Annotated in this window: 10 protein-coding genes; 2 read left to right on the plus strand and 8 right to left on the minus strand. The window is 37.9% G+C overall.

The genetic code is table 11. The features are described 5' to 3' along the window. Positions 1-92 precede the first annotated feature (92 nt). Together H4J50_RS11800 and H4J50_RS11805 are read left to right on the plus strand one after the other, a co-directional pair. Positions 93-1,274 carry a multidrug effflux MFS transporter gene (locus H4J50_RS11800; RefSeq protein WP_182256625.1) on the plus strand — a complete coding sequence of 394 codons (1,182 nt, stop codon included), beginning with the start codon at positions 93-95 and terminating at the stop codon, positions 1,272-1,274. A 78-nt stretch (positions 1,275-1,352) separates the two neighbouring features. Then, positions 1,353-1,868 carry a YgjV family protein gene (locus H4J50_RS11805; protein ID WP_162533737.1) on the plus strand — a complete coding sequence of 172 codons (516 nt, stop codon included), beginning with the start codon at positions 1,353-1,355 and terminating at the stop codon, positions 1,866-1,868. Positions 1,869-2,063: 195 nt separating this feature from the next. Here H4J50_RS11805 and H4J50_RS11810 read toward each other — a convergent pair whose 3' ends face one another. The 8 genes from H4J50_RS11810 to H4J50_RS11845 form a co-directional block, all read right to left on the minus strand. Further along, on the minus strand, positions 2,064-4,763 hold the full coding sequence (locus H4J50_RS11810) for a M14 family metallopeptidase (protein WP_182256627.1): 2,700 nt from the start codon (positions 4,761-4,763) through the stop codon (positions 2,064-2,066). 213 nt (positions 4,764-4,976) lie between these two features. After that, entirely contained in the window at positions 4,977-6,551 is a 1,575-nt protein-coding gene (locus H4J50_RS11815; protein WP_182256629.1) for a glycogen synthase, read from the minus strand. Positions 6,552-6,624: 73 nt separating this feature from the next. After that, positions 6,625-8,277: an alpha-D-glucose phosphate-specific phosphoglucomutase gene (locus H4J50_RS11820; protein ID WP_220466178.1), complete on the minus strand. Its 1,653-nt coding sequence runs from the start codon at positions 8,275-8,277 to the stop codon at positions 6,625-6,627. 228 nt (positions 8,278-8,505) lie between these two features. Further along, complete coding sequence (gene glgB / locus H4J50_RS11825) at positions 8,506-10,740, minus strand: 1,4-alpha-glucan branching protein GlgB (RefSeq protein ID WP_182256631.1); 2,235 nt, start codon at positions 10,738-10,740, stop codon at positions 8,506-8,508. A gap of 180 nt (positions 10,741-10,920) precedes the next feature. Next, complete coding sequence (glgC, locus tag H4J50_RS11830; RefSeq protein WP_108455638.1) at positions 10,921-12,192, minus strand: glucose-1-phosphate adenylyltransferase; 1,272 nt, start codon at positions 12,190-12,192, stop codon at positions 10,921-10,923. Between the two features lie 149 nt (positions 12,193-12,341). Then, positions 12,342-14,807 carry a glycogen/starch/alpha-glucan phosphorylase gene (locus H4J50_RS11835; protein ID WP_404842751.1) on the minus strand — a complete coding sequence of 822 codons (2,466 nt, stop codon included), beginning with the start codon at positions 14,805-14,807 and terminating at the stop codon, positions 12,342-12,344. A gap of 20 nt (positions 14,808-14,827) precedes the next feature. Next, complete coding sequence (gene glgX, locus H4J50_RS11840) at positions 14,828-16,912, minus strand: glycogen debranching protein GlgX (protein ID WP_182256633.1); 2,085 nt, start codon at positions 16,910-16,912, stop codon at positions 14,828-14,830. Between the two features lie 230 nt (positions 16,913-17,142). Next, a complete protein-coding gene (locus H4J50_RS11845) occupies positions 17,143-17,442 on the minus strand; it encodes an isoamylase early set domain-containing protein (protein WP_108455636.1) in 300 nt (99 codons plus the stop codon). Positions 17,443-17,597: the final 155 nt, after the last annotated feature.

A 17,597-nucleotide genomic window follows, 5' to 3' on the forward strand; every position in this document is an offset into this window, starting at 1 on the left:
TATATTTAGGCATTAACGTAATTTAACAAGAATTCTCTTCTGCTCACCACAGCAATATCTTATACTGCGCAGTCATCATAATTGAGACTAAAATGACAAATAAAAAACTATTCCCCCTATTGATTTTAATGGTTATTTTTAGCCCATTAGCCATAGACATTTTTTTACCTGCTTTACCTTTAATGGCAGAAGAGTTCGTGGTTCCTATGAATCAAATTCAGTTGAGCATATCGATATTTATTTTGAGTATGGGGTTTGGTCAGTTAATCACTGGCCCTCTTGCAGACCGTTATGGCCGTCGTCCAATTGCTATGGGCGGTATCATAATTTATGGTTTGGCTTCTATCATGGCAGCTTATTCCGATAGTTTAGGCTTTTTTCTTGCTAGTCGTTTACTACAAGGTTTTGGTGCTTGTGCAATTGTTGTTTCTGCTTTTGCAAGTGTACGTGATAAATACAATGCCATTGAAAGTGGCGTTATGTACTCTTATTTAAATAGCGCCATTTGTTGTATTCCCGCCCTTGCTCCCTTGTTGGGTAATGTTTTAACTGAAAACTTTGGTTGGCGCAGTAACTTTGAGTTTATGACTGGCTATGCTGTTTTTGCGGGTTTAATCTTATTTTTCACGCTTAAAGAAACTAGACCACCGAACACAGAAAAACATATAAAACTTATTTCTTTGTCACACTTTTCATCGGTAATCAAACACCCCGTTTTTCTATTTAATGCTTTACTCGTTATGTTATCGATGGCGATTATTATTGCTTATGTTAGCAGTTCCCCAGCTTGGTTAATGGTGCATTTAGGCTTAGATCAGCAGAGCTTTGTTTATTGGTTTAGTATCAATGCGGCAATTAACATTGTGGCTTGTTTTCTCGCGCCTAAATTTTTAAGAAAATATGGTGCCAGAATAACCGTAGGCTTTGGCATGCTATTAATCATATTTGCCGGATTATTAATGTTAACTTTATTACCTTGGCAAATGCCTAGTGCGTTTATGTTACCTGTAATGGTGAGTTCTCTTGGCTTTTCGTTCTTGATGGGAGCATGTGCTGGTCAAGCACTTGCACCTTTTGGTGAGAAAGCAGGTTCTGCCTCAGCACTATTAGGTTTTATGCAGATGAGTGGTTCAGCGGTTATTGTTTACTTATTACAGTCTTTACCAATAAATGAAGCAGAGCAATTAACCTTATTAATGTTGAGTGTTATCCCAGTATTTATAATATGGAAATTACCGCAAGTAAAAAAACATATTTTGCTAGATCAGTTTTAAACTCTTAAATTCTTAAACCATTCAATTTAGCTCGAAATTGAATGGTTTTAGTTCCATCATTATGACTGAAAAATGACTATGTCTGATTTTTTACTTTCACAATTACTCGTTACCGTAACGCTGATCATTGAGTGTTGCGCCATGCAGTTTAAAAACAAAAATTATATTCTAGCGTCGTTATCTGTTAGTTGTTTTTTTAATGGCTTTCATTATTTGTTGCTTGACCAGGCAACGGCTGGATACATATTTTTATTCTCTAGCGTGCGTTTTCTAATCTCCATTAAGTGGAAGTTCCAATGGATTTCAGTAGCTTCACTGAGTTTAAGTTTACTGATCACCATCAGCACCTATAACGGCATATTAAGTATTATAGGTTTTATGGCAACAATTTTGATCACCACAGGTTCATTTAGCCATAACGATAAGTTTTTGCGATTAATGATGATTTCTGGCGGAACACTCTGGATTATTCACAATTTTATTTTAGGTTCTCCGGTTGGGTTAATCGTAGAAACTGTTTTTGTTGTAAGTAGCTGCATCGGTTACTATCGATTTTATATTGCCAAGAAACCTGCTCCAACATTGTCTGTGTAAGCTTACCAAATCAATTCCGAATTGAAATAACGACATAAAAAAAGCGACTTTCGTCGCTTTATTTTTCTTGCTTACGTTGATGGCGATGATGACATTAGCGCTGCTATTGTATGTTCTAGTCTTGATTAAACTAACCTACTTCAGCTATATAAACGATTAACCAACCGACCTTACCTTACTGACGAAAATTTAGGTTTATTTTAGCGGTTTCGCATGCGCTGCAGCTCTAAAAATAGTATTCATTAGCATAATATTCAAACCATCTAAATACGCTCTAGTCGTTGGCTCTTGTGTAAAAGCGATCACCATGCCACGTCCCATAGGTTGATGAATAAGGTAGGGTTTATAAGCTAATTGTTTTTTATTTTCTGCCCACAAATAGCCGCTCGCTAAAACACTTTCTGCATCACTAAACCAGGCCAAATTTTTACCCGATGCTAATTTTATTGGCGTATATATATCGTTTCCATAGGCAATAGCCGTGAGGTTTTTATTGACACCTGCGGTCAACCAATGCTCTTGATCGACTTCAATATTTGCTAATATTCCGGCAACAAAATCAGGTTTTTCTTTTACATTTTCACTGGCTGACACAAGTTCAGATTTTGTTGATAATAACTGGCCATCAACCATTGACTCACCTTCAAGCTCTTTTGCTGGTGTTGATTTATCGTCTGCTTTAGCTTTAAACGCACGTTCTCTTTTAACATCAAGCAAGGCAATATCATGCTCAGCAGCAAATTGCGTTGCTCGACCGAGTGTGATTAACACGCCGCCACGTTTTACCCATTGCTTAATATTGTCAGCGCCACTTATTCCAAGTGCTTCTTTAAAGTCACCAGAAGGTAAAATTAGCACTTGGTAGTTTGATAAGTCGGCACTTTTAAGGGTATGCGTGCGAATTGCCGTAACTGGGTAATTAAACTGTCGTTCAATAACAAAACGGGTATTACCCGCGCTTAAAGAACTCACTGGATTGTCCCACGCCATGGCGATTTTAGGCGCTGACATTGTCACTGTATTACCACTACCAAAACTTGGACCTTGAGTAACCCAACTTGAATCTACCCCTTGAACTTGCGCACCAGTATTTTTTGCTATTTCGATGATTTTAGCCGCTAAATTATCGTCATTTCGGCGCTTTTCTATAATTAACGTACCCGCAGTAAACTTTTGATTATCGGCTAAAGTAAACGCTTCATCAGCACTTTTAATGGTGATATTTTGTTGTAATGCAGCGGTCAAAAATCTACCCGCTGCCATATCACCCCATGCGACTAAATAGGCTACAGTAGCATCAGGGTTCGCAACCTTACCTATGAGTTTGTCATTACTTTCAACAACATGGTTAGCAACTTTTACCGCTTTTGAACAGGTATCTACATCTACATCGAACATTAATGGTAATGACCAGCCCGTAACATCATAGATCTCATCATCTAATTTTATCGCACGGCGGCGTTCTTGCTCTTTCACAAATTCAGCTGACATATCAACCTGCTGGGTAAAGGTTGTTTTAACAAAGCGACCTTTAGGTTGAGCGGTATCAATAAAGTAGGCTCCTGCCTGATAGTTTTTACCACACTGTTTAAAATCTTTTTCCGCTTGTTTAACTTCAACACCATGCTGTGCCATTAATGTTGCAAGTCGATGGCTACCCGCAACATTGCGTGTATTTGGTAAAATATAAACGCGTTCTTTGTTGTTTTTTCCGGTTTTAATCGCACTGGTTTGATAATTGTAATAGTCGTTAAGTAGCTTTTGATGATTGTCAGCTACACCTTCAGCGGTTGAAATTGACGCAACAAAATGTCGTTGAACCGTATTTTTATAAGTTAAGGTTTCACCAGTTTGCTTTTTGAATAATTCACCGCGTGAAGAAGACACTTCATAAGTTGAGGCTGAGGCACCATAAAATACTGGCCAGCTGTCACCATACCCAGGATAGAAAGCATCGAATACTTCACGGGTAAAGTAGTCGAACCCGAGGCGGTCAAAATGTTTACTATGATTTTTGCCGATCGCGGTCATATTCTCAATTTGAGTTTTGGTCATATGCGGGTTAAAAGGTTGTGCAGCTGGCGAAAAGTAATAGCTGCTATCGCCGCCCATTTCATGTAAATCAATCACCACTAAAGGGCGGTAATGGTTCATTGCTCGAATACGTCCTGCGGTTTCAGGCTGAGTAATAGCTAACCAATCTCGATTCATATCAAATAAGTAATGGTTTGAACGACCACTTGGCCAAGGTTCATTGTGCTCGGCGCTTAATCTATCATCACTGTGTTGCATACCGACAGTAGCATAATAGCGACTAGTAAATCGGTTACGTCCATCAGGGTTTTGCAGTGGGTCAATAAATACCAAAGTGTTTTTCAAAATTTTTCGATTAGTAGCTTCATTCGGCGCAGCGAGTAAATGATACGCTGTCATCATAGCGGCATCAGTACTGCTAATTTCATTACCATGAACGCCATACCCCAACCAAACTGAAGACGGTAGTTGCGCAATTAATGCTTTAGCAGCGCTTTTGTCGGTAATTCTTGGATCTGACAGCTTTTGCATCTTGTCAGCAAAACCATCAAGGTTTGCCATAACATCACGGTTACCTATGGTGGCATAAATAAGTTTACGACCTTCCCATGTTCGCCCGTATTCAAATAGTTTAATTTGCTCGGGCGCAGCACGTTCTAATGCTTCAAAAAATCGTAGCATATCGCCATGGTTAGTAATGCGCTCTCCTACATTGTAACCTAGCACTTTTTCAAAGGTGGGTATTAAGGGGTTATATTGACTTCCAGGCCACATTTTCTCTGTAGTTTCAGCTACAGCTGACAACGAGCAAATACAGCTAATTAGAAGTGAAGAAAGGATGTAGGCGCAATTTTTTAGCATAGTGTTTCTCGGTCAGAAGTCCTGAAGTAAGATCAGGCTTTAGTGAATATAGTCATAGGAGCTATCTCACTAAAATACTACGCCAAAAAATAGTCTACGTATCGGCTTTAACGATGAAATTTATAAAATATAAGCTGAATGCCCTGCATAAACAATCATGTGTTTACTGATTGTTTATTTATGACTTCAGCTTAATGACAACTCAATTACTATTTAGTGGTTATATAGTTGCTTAATATAATCATGAGCAACGTCACTCCATAAGAATCGTGATTTTAAGGCATTATCAGAAATTGTTGCCCACTCTGTAGGGCTATGTTTTTTCATTGCCAAAACGGAATGAAAACAACTGAGCATATTTTCAGCTTGCTGAAGCGGGTTATCACCATTAAAAGTAAAACCGTTCTTGTTATGGCTTATAGTATCGCTTAAACCACCAACACTATGAGCTAAACAAGGCTGTCCTGCCCGCATTGATAGCATTTGACTAATGCCACAAGGTTCAAATGAACTGGGCATTAAAAATAAGTCACCTGAGTTATACATATTGATCGATAAGGCTTCAGAATAGCCTTTAAGAAAAATAAAATTATTATGATTAACCGCTATTTTGGTTAAAAATTCTTCGAGTTTTTTATCACCACTACCTAATAAAATAAATACGCCATCATCTGCTAATATGGCTAATAAGTGTTCTAAGGCTGTTTTACCATTGGGCATTATCTCTTGAAATAAACGTACTTTTTGATCGGTAATACGCCCCACAGAAGTTAACACTAGCGGTTGTTTTTTATATTGCTTATTAGCAACTTGTGCTAATCGTGTTGCGGCCAGCAAATGTGCTTGATCAACTAACGGCTTATCGTCGAGCCATTTAACCACTTCTTTCGCTGATAATGTTAATAAAGCTTTGAGTTTAAGTGGCGCTTTTGTACTTTCAGGGTATTCACAACCATTTAATATACCGTGCAACCTGCCTGTGTCAGCGGCATAACGCAAGTCATGCTCTAAACCTTCACCACCAAAATGACCTTGTTCAATATTACTTGGCAGTAATATTTCTTTTGCATACGTTGGCGAAACAGCATGCACTTTATCTGACAACGTAATACCAGCGCGCATAGGGTTATAACAATCGTGATAACGCGGGTCGTTAATTTTACTATAATCAAAAGCTAAATATGGAAACCAAGCCTTTAACGAAGATTCATCACCATCAAAAGGTCTAATACCTTGCAAGGCAATATTATGAATAGTGAAAACGGTTTTAATCGCTTTTAGTTGTTGATACTCAGGTTCAAAAGCACGTAATACTGACACCATAGCGGTATGCCAGTCGTGTAAATGTAATACGTCTATTTTACCAAAAACATCACAAATAACCGCTTTGGCAACAGCAGCACTGAATAAGGCAAATTTACTGGCATCTGATGCAAAAGGTCTGTTACTTGGATCATCACAATAAATTTTTCCTACTCCGCCAATAGCAAATAAAGGATGTTCAATGACCCATTGCGTTACATTTTTCGATGCATTTTTTGTCGATTTTTTAAACGAAACTTTGAAAATATCAACTTTTTCTTGTTGAGAGCCAAATGTAACCTCAAGTGAAGTTACGTGCTGTGCTCCTTCTAGCTTAGAAAAGGCACCATAGCCAGGTGTTACAACATCTACCTGTTGATCAATTTTACCTAGGGCAATAGGGATATCTCGAACAACATCACCTATACCACCTACTTTCCCACGAGGTAATGCATCATTTTCAGCGGCTGCCATTAATATTTTCATTTAATACCTTCTACTTTATTTTAACTACTTAATATTTATTATTAGTTTTCTTTAATATGTTAAAAACTACCTGTTATGTAATAACGTCAGGCTGAGTTCTACCTGTAAATTGTTTAATACCCGCAACAGATTCGGCTATTTGAATTAACTCACTCAGGGCTTGTTGTGTTTCTTGTGCTAACAAAGCAGTGTCTTGTTGATAACAGTCTAAGTAAACCCTCAATGTGGCGCCTTGTGTTCCGGTTCCTGAAAGCCTAAAGACAATTCGTCCGCCATTTTCTAAATAAATCCGAACACCTTGTGCACTTGTTTTACTGTTATCTACTGGATCAATGTACTGAAAATCGTCTGCTGATGTAATCTTAACACCTGAGAATTCCTGACCCGGTAAAGTGGAAATTTTAGCTTTTAACTGAGCTATCATTTCATGGGCATTGGCACTGTCTACAGCTTCATAATCATGACGAGTAAAATAGTCACGACCATATTGTAACCAATGGTTCTTAACAATCTCACTGACCGGTTGTTGTTTAACGGCAATTAAATTAAGCCAGAACAATACTGCCCATAAACCATCTTTTTCTCTAATATGATCAGAGCCTGTACCAAAACTTTCTTCACCACATAAGGTGATTTTGCCTGCATCTAATAAATTACCGAAAAACTTCCAACCGGTTGGCGTTTCAAAGCACGGTATATTCATAGCTTCGGCTACACGGTCAACAGCTCTGCTTGTTGGCATTGATCGCGCAACGCCAGCAATGCCTTTCGCATAGGCAGGAATTAGGCTCGCGTTGGCGGTTAATATCGCTAAACTATCGCAAGGGTTGATATAAAACGCTTTACCAAGCACCATGTTTCGATCACCGTCACCGTCTGACGCAGCGCCAAAATCAAAGCCGTCTTCACCATAAACTAAATCAACTAATTCATGTGCGTGCACTAAGTTAGGATCAGGATGACCACCACCAAAATCAGTTAGTGGGATGCCATTAATCACTGAACCAACGGGCGCACCTAAGCGATTTTCAATAATTTCTTTCGCATAAGGACCATTTACAGCGTGCATAGCGTCGAAACACAGACGAAAATCACCTTTGGCAATTAAGGATTTCATTGCTGAAAAGTCAAACATCGATTCCATTAAATCAGCGTAATCACTTACGGGGTCAATTACATCAATTTGGCATTGTGCAATTTGCAATGTTGCTAGGTTATCAAGATCAATATCGTCGGCATCAATCGTTAAATATTGCGCCATCGATAAAGTTTGTTCGAATATCGCATCGGTTAATTTCTCTGGTGCAGGTCCGCCATTTTCACCATTGAACTTAATACCAAAATCTTCATCTGGACCACCAGGATTATGGCTCGCTGATAAAATAATACCGCCGCAGGCTTTATTTTTTCGGATCACACAAGAGGCTGCCGGTGTTGATAAAATACCACCCTGTCCAACTAAAATATGAGAAAACCCATTAGCTACAGCCATTTTGATAATAACTTGTATCGCTTCACGATTATAAAATCGTCCATCACCGCCAATAACTAATTTTTTGCCCGCACATGGCGCAATAGTATTGAATACGGCTTGAACAAAGTTCTCTAAATAACCGGGTTGTTGAAATTGCTTAACTTTTTTTCTAAGGCCTGAAGTTCCTGGCTTTTGATCTGTAAATGCTTGAGTTTTTATTTGCTTAGCGTTGATTACATGTTCAGTTGTCATAACTTACCCTTAAAAAATATTATTTTTATACGTTTAAATTACTTGTAGGTCGGAACTTAATCCATCTTGTTTATTATCAACATAACGGTTGGCGGCATTAATACCGCTTAAAAAACAATATCCGTTTCAGCATTGATAAATCCATCAAATTAATAGCCTATTAAGCGATTGATGAACTGAAGTCCGACCTACATAGCAATTGTATTACGTTAGTTTAATTTTATTATTTTACTGTAATTCAAAAATCATCGTCGCAAGCGGAGGCACTGACAAAGAAACTTTGTTCTCTTGACCAGCGTATGTCTCATTTACTGAGTTGACACCACCACCATTACCAACATTACTACCACCATAAATACTGCTGTCGGTATTTAAGCATTCTCGATAAAATCCAGCTTGTGGTACACCAACGGCAAAGTTTTCGTAACTTGTCGGTGTTAGGTTAACAACGACTAAAGCAGGTGCTGTGCCTTCTTGGCCTTTACGTAAATAAACCAAGATTGATTGCGCGCTGTTTTGCGAATCTAACCATTCAAAACCATTACCGTCGCAATCAAGTTCATGCAATGCAGGAATGCCTCTATAGGTATGATTTAAATCTTTTATCAGTGTTTGCATGCCTTTATGACTGTCATTTTCAAGTAAATGCCAATCTAAGCTTTGATCATGATTCCACTCTTTACGTTGAGCAAATTCACAGCCCATAAACAATAGTTTTTTACCAGGATGAGTCCACATAAAACCATAATAGGCGCGTAAATTAGCAAATTTTTGCCAATCATCACCGGGCATTTTATTTAACAACGAGCCTTTACCATGCACTACTTCGTCGTGACTAATAGGTAAGACAAAGTTTTCACTGAAACTGTAGACTAAGCCGAAGGTCATTTCGTTATGATGATGTTGTCGATAAATAGGATCACGTTCCATATATTTCAACGTGTCATTCATCCAACCCATGTTCCATTTGAAGCCAAAACCTAAACCGCCAGTATCAACCGGTTTTGATACACCAGGCCACGCAGTTGATTCTTCCGCAATCATCATAACGCCAGGATGCTTTGCGTACGAACGGGTATTCACTTTTTGTAATACCTCAATCGCTTCTAAGTTTTCTCTGCCACCATGTTCATTAGGCAACCATTGGCCAGCTTCGCGGCTGTAATCTAGATACAACATTGAAGCAACGGCATCAACACGCAAACCATCGATGTGGTATTGATCTAACCAGTAAATAGCGTTACTCAATAAATAACTTTGTACTTCTGAGCGACCATAATTATAAATAAGGGTTTTCCAATCTGGATGAAAACCTTTGCGTAAATCTTCATGTTCATACAAGCATGAACCATCAAACTTACCCGTGCCATGTTCATCGGTAGGAAAATGGCCCGGCACCCAATCTAGCAGCAACCCAATACCAGCGCGATGGCAACTATCGACAAAATATTTAAAGTCTTCTGCACTACCAAAACGGGCAGTAGGCGCAAAAAGTCCGATAGGCTGGTAGCCCCAAGAACCATCAAAAGGGTACTCACTTACCGGCATAAGTTGCAGATGAGTAAAGCCCATTTCAACAACATAAGGTACTAGCTGCTCAGCTAATTCACGGTAAGTTAAGTAACTTGGTGAATGTGAATTATCGCTGTTATTAGTTAAATTTCTTTTCCATGAGCCAAGGTGTACTTCGTAAATTGAAACTGCACCATGATAATGATTAGATGCGTTATCACGCTCGTTCATCCATTGCGAATCTTGCCACTGATATTCACTATTTTGGCTCACTTTAGAGGCCGTTTCAGGCGCTAATTGCATTGAAAGTGTATATGGGTCAGCTTTTAATGGCTGAATTTGCTCATACTTATCAGAAATTTCATATTTATAGCTGGCATCAGCACACACATTAGGTAGGAATATCTCCCACACACCAGAGCCAGGATGCTTGCGCATAACATGATGTCGACCATCCCAAAAATTGAAATCTCCTACCACCGAAACACGAGAAGCATCAGGAGCCCAAACGACAAAGTGTGTGCCCTTAACGTTATCAACGATAATTTCATGAGCGCCCATCCATTGATAAGCTTGTTCATGTGTACCTTCACAAAAAAGGTAGAGATCTTCACTTTTTAATAACGAAGGATAACGGTATGGGTCGTCAACAATAACAGTTTCATTTTTATATAAAACACGTAAACGATAGTCAAAAACATTTCGTTTTCGGCCTAATTTACCTTCGAATAGTCCCGCTTGATCAACTTGATTAAGTTCAGCGACTAAAGCTTGAGTTTTAGTATCAATAACCTCAACACTGAGTGCTTCAGGTAAAAATGCGCGAACAATTAAACCACTGGTCATTGGATGTTTATGTATGCCTAGTACGGAAAAAATATCTCTATGCTTTACATTAACTATTGCTGAAACTTCTTCGTTATCTAACAAGCTTTTTGCTAGGTTTTTCATTATATTTTCCTAGTATACCGTTAACTTTATATACGATTACTTAAATGCATTAATTTTTTATGTGTTTGCATTTTATAGCTTATTTTTATATTTAAAATAAATTTAAATATAATTAATATTAACAAGGGTAATTTCTTCCAATTGAAATTACCCTTAACGTTAATAATTGCTTATCAAAAGCTATTTATTTTCACTTTTCAGTTTTGCAAGCATACCGATGGTAACTAAAACAACACCTTTATCTGTAACTCTAAAACCATTTGCACGATCATCATCATGGTTTATGCCTATTTCCATACCAGCTGGAATTTCACAACCACGGTCGATAATTGCTTTTTTAACTTTACAATTACGATTAATAACAACGCCAGGTAAAATAACTGATTCATCAATTTCACAGTAAGAATTAACTCTTACTTTTGAGAATAACAGCGTTCTTTTAACCGTTGAACCAGAAACAACCACACCACCAGAAACCGTTGAATCTATTGCAATTCCACGTCGCTCGTCTTGGTCAAATACAAACTTAGCGGGTGCTGTTTGCTCTTGATACGTCCAAATAGGCCAGTTTTCATCGTACATGTTAAGCTGTGGCTCTGGTGCCACTAATTCCATATTGGCTTCCCAAAAAGAATCTAAGGTACCTACATCACGCCAGTAAGGTTGTTTTTCACTGTCGGGATCTTTAAACGGGTAAGCAAATACGCGATGAGATTCGATTATTCTAGGAATAATATCGTTACCAAAGTCACCACTTGACCCTTCTTGAGCAGCATCTTTTTCAAGTTGTTCAAATAAAAATTCTGTGTTGAAAACATAGTTACCCATCGACGCTAATGTAACACCAGGTTTGCCAGGTACTTCAGAAGGATTAGCTGGCTTCTCATCAAAGCGACAAACACGGCTATCTTCATCAACGGTCATTACACCAAACTGCCCTGCCGCTTCTTCAACCGATGTTTCAATACAACATACGGTCATATCTGCTTCACTAGCCACATGTTGAGCGAGTAAAGGACCGTAATCCATACGATAAACGTGATCGCCAGATAAAATCATCACATATTTAGGTAATTCATGTCTGATAATGTCAATGTTTTGAAATACGGCATTAGCCGTACCAAGATACCAGCCATCGCCCGTTTGTTGTGATGCCGGCAAAATCTCAATGGATTCACCAAGCTCTTTCTTAAAGTGTCCCCAACCGCGGTTAACATGACGAATAAGTGAATGTGACTTATATTGAGTCGCAATACCTACACGCCTAATACCTGAGTTAATACAGTTTGATAAAGGAAAATCGATAATCCTAAACTTACCACCAAAAAAGGTAGCAGGTTTAGCTCGTCTGTCTGTTAATTCATAGAGTCGCGAACCTCGGCCTCCAGCCAAAATCAACGCATAAGTTTCTTTTGTTAAACTACTTATTCTTCTTTCTACATAATTGGGCATAACGTATCCTTTACCTTTACAAACATTAATTAACGTTCATTAAATAGCCTTTTACTTTTTAATACTGGTTGAATTAATAACGTGGCCACTCTTATTTTAAATAACTAAAAATGGCCAATTCATTAATCAACTTAGCACAGAGTAAATTACTAAAGCTTCCATATTTCATCTCGATACTGCCTGATCGTATGATCGCTCGAAAACACACCACTTGCTGCAGTGTTTAAAATACTCATTTTAGTCCACAGAGTTTGATCTTGATAAGTTTTATCAACACTTCGCTGAGCTTGAAAATAACTATCAAAATCGTACGCTGTTAACCACATATCATGTGGGTCACGTATTGTTTTTATAATTGAATCAAAAATACCTGGTTCAAATAAATTAAAGTGACCGCTTTCTAACAAGTGCATAACCGCTGATAATGTTTCAGAATTAGCTATGATCTCATTAGGTTGATAATTTTCTCTAATATCCGAAATTTCATGAGCTTGAGCACCAAATAGGAAAAAGTTCTCCGCTCCAACGGCATCTCTAATTTCGATATTTGCACCATCTAATGTACCAATTGTTAATGCACCATTCATCATAAATTTCATGTTGCCGGTACCTGATGCTTCTTTACCTGCTGTTGAAATTTGTTCTGATAAGTCAGTAGCAGGACAAATAATTTCCATGGCAGAAACATTGTAGTTAGGTACGAAAGCAACCTTTAAAAACTTAGCGGCTTTTGGATCTAAGTTAATGGTGTCAGCAACATTATTGATTAATTTAATAATTTCTTTTGCCATAACATAGCCAGGCGCTGCTTTACCGCCAATAAGGACACAACGCGGAGTTATATCGGCAGTATCACCTTTACGAATTCGGTCATATAGGCCAATAACGTGTAAAATATTCAGTAGTTGACGTTTGTATTCATGAATACGTTTAACTTGTACATCAAACATCATATCTACATCAAACTTAACACCCGTAGCTTTTTCTACAAACTCAGCTAAAACGATTTTATTGGCTTTTTTGCTCTCTTGCCACTGTTTATGGAAAGCATGATCTTCAGCAAACTTACTTAATTGCTCAACATAGGCAAAATCAGCAACCCAATTTTTATCAATTTTACTTGAGATAAGGTCAGCTAAACTGTTGTTACAATGCGATAACCAGCGACGTGGTGTAACGCCATTAGTTTTGTTGTTAAATTTGTCAGGCCACAATTGGTAAAAGTCATTAAACAAACCTGCTTTTAAAAGCTTGGTATGTAACGCTGCAACGCCATTAACTGAGTAACTACCCACAATCGCTAAGTGCGCCATACGAACTTGAGGTTCGTGGCTTTCTTCAATCAGTGACAACGCTTGTTGTTTATGTGAATCGCCCGGCCATGCAACCGCAACTTGTTGAAGAAAACGCGCATTAATTTCGTAAATAATTTCTAAGATACGTGGTAATAAGTTCGCAAATAAACTAACCGGCCACTTTTCTAATGCTTCAGGTAATAACGTATGGTTAGTGTAAGCCATCGTTTTTGTGGTGATATTCCATGCGTCATCCCATGAAATTGCATAATCATCCATTAAAATTCGCATCAACTCAGGCACCGCAATACTTGGGTGAGTATCATTAAGTTGAAAGCTATTTAGCGCAATAAACTCATCAAAATTATTACCACAATTTTCGACATAACTATTAATGGTATCTTGCAAAGATGCTGAAGATAAGAAGTATTGTTGACGTAAACGAAGTTCTTTACCGTTTTCACTGGTGTCATTTGGGTACAGCACCATAGTAATTTGTTCGGCTAGATTCTTTTTAGCCACTGACTCGGTATAACTACCGGCGTTAAACTCACCAAGATCAAATTCATCAGTCGCTTCAGATTTCCATAACCTTAAAGTATTCACAATACCATTTTGATAACCTGGAATCGGCATATCATAAGGAACAGCAAGTACATCTTGGGTGTTATTCCACTGACGGTATTGTTGGCCGCTGCGCTTTTTAATCACATCAACTTGACCAAAAAATTTAACTCTGATCGCTTTTTCAGGCGCCGCAATTTCCCAAGGGTTACCATTACGTAACCAATTATCAGGATGCTCGATTTGCGCACCATTTTTAATTTGTTGATTAAACATGCCGTATTCATAACGAATACCGTAACCAATAACGGGTAAAGCTAAACTAGCACAACTATCTAGAAAACAAGCGGCTAGTCGTCCTAAACCACCGTTACCTAGTCCTGCGTCATGCTCTGCTTGCTCAACATCTTCTAGATCACAGCAATAACCTTTTAACGCATCACGAACTGTGTCGTCTAAATCTAAATTTAAAATAGCATTATTAAGTGTTCTGCCCATTAAAAACTCTAATGATATATAACCAACACGGCGCTGATGTCCACGGGTCTCACGTGTTTCTCGCCATTGGGCAACTAAACGGTCACGAATGGTAATGGCAAGTGCGTTATAAAGGTATAAGTGAGAATCTTGCACCTTGTCACGACCAAGTGAAAAATGGAAATGTCGCGCCAAATCTTCAGTAAAAGTGTGTTCATTCATTAAAACACTGCCATCTGATGAAGTAATTTCACATAATTTTTTTTCGTTATTCACAATGAGTGCTTCCTATTTGTTATTTATAAACAATCGTTTAATAAAACAATTGTTGAAAATGGTGCCATGGTAATTACGCGTTCTGCGGGTATATTTAAAACGTCTTCTTGTTCAGTAATTGCTGTTGTATCAATCATGACTTGCCAATGCTGTATGTCATCAATCTTCGGCAATTGAAATTCAACCGGTTCAGAACCTGCATGAAAAAGACACAAAAGAGACGGACTGTTGGGCGCTTTTTCATGTATCAAATAACCTAACGTCGCGGCATGATGTGAGTGCCAGTGATCTTTTTGCATCTCAAAGCCAGATGGGTGATACCAAATAATATCCACCGAAGATTTTGTATCATCTTTGTGAATAAAATGATCATGGGTCAACATAGAAAAGCGTTTTCTAAGTTCACTTAATTTAGCCGTAAAACCCTTAAGTTCTTGAGCATATAACGCATTCTCATCCCAATCTAACCAATTTATTTCGTTGTCTTGGCAGTAGGCATTATTATTACCTTTTTGTGTACGGCCTATTTCATCACCTGCCAGTATCATTGGCACGCCTTGAGATAGCATAAGTGTTGCCATCATATTTTTAATTTGGCGTAATCGAACTGACTGTATGGCAGTGTCGGTAGTTTCACCTTCAATACCGTGATTATGCGCAAAATTATCTGAATGACCATCGCGGTTATTTTCGCCATTTTCTTCATTATGTCGGTCTTGGAAACTGACTAAATCGCGCAGCGTATTGCCATCATGGCTACAAAGAAAATTGATACTAGCAAATGGCTGACGTCCACTGTGCTCAAAAATGTCACTCGAACCATGAATTCTGCGAGCAAATTCAGGTAACAAACCTTTATCTCCGCGCCAGTAGCGTCTCATGGTGTCACGGTAACGATCGTTCCATTCAGACCACGGCGATGGAAATCCACCTAATTGATAACCGCCAGGACCAATATCCCAGGGCTCTGCTATAACTTTTACACTACTTAAAATGGGGTCTTGTAATACTGCATCTAAAAAGCCATTACTTTTATCAAAGCCATGTAATTCACGGCCTAAAATGGTGGCTAAATCAAACCTAAAACCATCAACTCCCATCACTTGTACCCAATAACGCAAACTATCCATTACCATCTGTAATACACGCGGATGGCTAATATTGATAGTATTTCCACAGCCGGTATCATTAATATAATATCGCGGTTCAGCTGGGTTTAATCGGTAGTAAGAATGGTTATCTATCCCTCGAAAGCTTAGTGTTGGCCCTAAACGGTTACCTTCACAAGTATGGTTATAAACCACATCAATAAGCACCTCAAAACCGGCTTGATGAAGTTCATCAACCATGCGTTGAAAGTCACGAATTTGGTGCTGATTTAAATAATCTTTATGCGGAACAAAAAACGCTAATGAGTTATAGCCCCAATAATTTGAAAGTTTTTTGTCGGTAAGAAATTGTTCAGAAATAAATTGCTGTACTGGCAATAATTCAATCGTGGTAATACCGATAGCACGATAATGGGCGATCATAGCTGGGTGACTAATACCTAGAAATGATCCACGTAAGGCTTCGGGAACTTTCGGGTTTAGTGCTGTTAAACCTTTTACATGACCTTCGTAAATAACCGTGTTTTTCCAAGCGATTGGTTTTCTTGGAACAAGCGGCGCAGAAGCATCCATAACAACAGCTTTCAACATCACATCTGCATTATCTCTATCATCAAAAGATAAATCTTTTTTAGGGTCATGAATGTTATAAGCAAAATGGCGTTCAGACCATGAGAAATTGCCTTTTAATGCTTTTGCATAAGGATCTAATAATAATTTATGGTGATTAAAACGATGACCAAATTCTGGTCTATAAGGTCCATATACCCTATAACCATAGACTAAACCGGCTTTAGCACCTTTAAGGAAACCATGCCAAATATTATGTTCACATGCCGGTAAAATAAAACGCTCTAGCTCTTTTTCACCTTGCTCATCAAAAATACACAATTCAATTTTTTCAGCATATGCTGAAAAAATAGCAAAATTAACACCGGTATCATCAACAGTTGTGCCTATTGGATGTACTCTTCCGGGTTCCATTCTAAATTGTTCCATGCTTCTCCAGTGAAGAAAATTGATGATGGTTGTAGCATTTACTACAACATGTCAGTTTGCTTAAAATAATAAGTAGATAAACGCTTTCATAAATCTAAATTTAAAAGTTACATTCTAAATAAATTAAACACTAGTTTTTAACTTTAGTTCAATTCAATACATATATTTTATAAAGTAAAAGCAAAGCCTTAATACAAGGCTTTGCTTATCATAAATATTTCTTTGGCTTTTTATAAAGCCGTAGTCAGTACGACACTATTTTCAGTGCCAAATTCATTAGCTAAGTATTGGTCAGCTTGATAATCATTTTCCCATTCTGTATCGTTTAACAGGTAGCGAAAATGAAAACTTCCATCTTTAGGTAATCTAACCTTAGTTTTAAAGGTTTTTGACTTTTTATTAAACTTCATTTCAATAGCTTGCCAGCCATTAAAATCACCAACCAATGAGGCCGTAGTTACATCACTTCTATTAAATTCAAAAGTTACTTCAGTTTCATCTTTAGTTTTAAAAAATTTCTTAGTTAGCATTGTTATTCTCCATTAATCATGCACTAATTAATTTAACATTACTGATTTTGCTTTATTTAAGTGCTAAATATTACTACGAAGCCCCAATAATGCGCGTTTTCAATTTAAAATAGCCGATTTATATGTCGACATGATGAAAAAAGCATAAATCGGGC

The sequence above is a fragment of the Colwellia sp. 6M3 genome (assembly GCF_014077595.1).
GTDB lineage: Bacteria > Pseudomonadota > Gammaproteobacteria > Enterobacterales > Alteromonadaceae > Cognaticolwellia.

Coding starts and splice junctions, on each gene's coding strand:
- H4J50_RS11815 (WP_182256629.1), bottom strand. CDS start 6,551: ATGAAAATATTAATGGCAGCCGCTGAAAATGATGCATTACCTCGTGGG.
- H4J50_RS11800 (WP_182256625.1), top strand. CDS start 93: ATGACAAATAAAAAACTATTCCCCCTATTGATTTTAATGGTTATTTTT.
- H4J50_RS11805 (WP_162533737.1), top strand. CDS start 1,353: ATGTCTGATTTTTTACTTTCACAATTACTCGTTACCGTAACGCTGATC.
- H4J50_RS11845 (WP_108455636.1), bottom strand. CDS start 17,442: ATGCTAACTAAGAAATTTTTTAAAACTAAAGATGAAACTGAAGTAACT.
- glgX (WP_182256633.1), bottom strand. CDS start 16,912: ATGGAACAATTTAGAATGGAACCCGGAAGAGTACATCCAATAGGCACA.
- H4J50_RS11810 (WP_182256627.1), bottom strand. CDS start 4,763: ATGCTAAAAAATTGCGCCTACATCCTTTCTTCACTTCTAATTAGCTGT.
- glgB (WP_182256631.1), bottom strand. CDS start 10,740: ATGAAAAACCTAGCAAAAAGCTTGTTAGATAACGAAGAAGTTTCAGCA.
- H4J50_RS11820 (WP_220466178.1), bottom strand. CDS start 8,277: ATGACAACTGAACATGTAATCAACGCTAAGCAAATAAAAACTCAAGCA.
- glgC (WP_108455638.1), bottom strand. CDS start 12,192: ATGCCCAATTATGTAGAAAGAAGAATAAGTAGTTTAACAAAAGAAACT.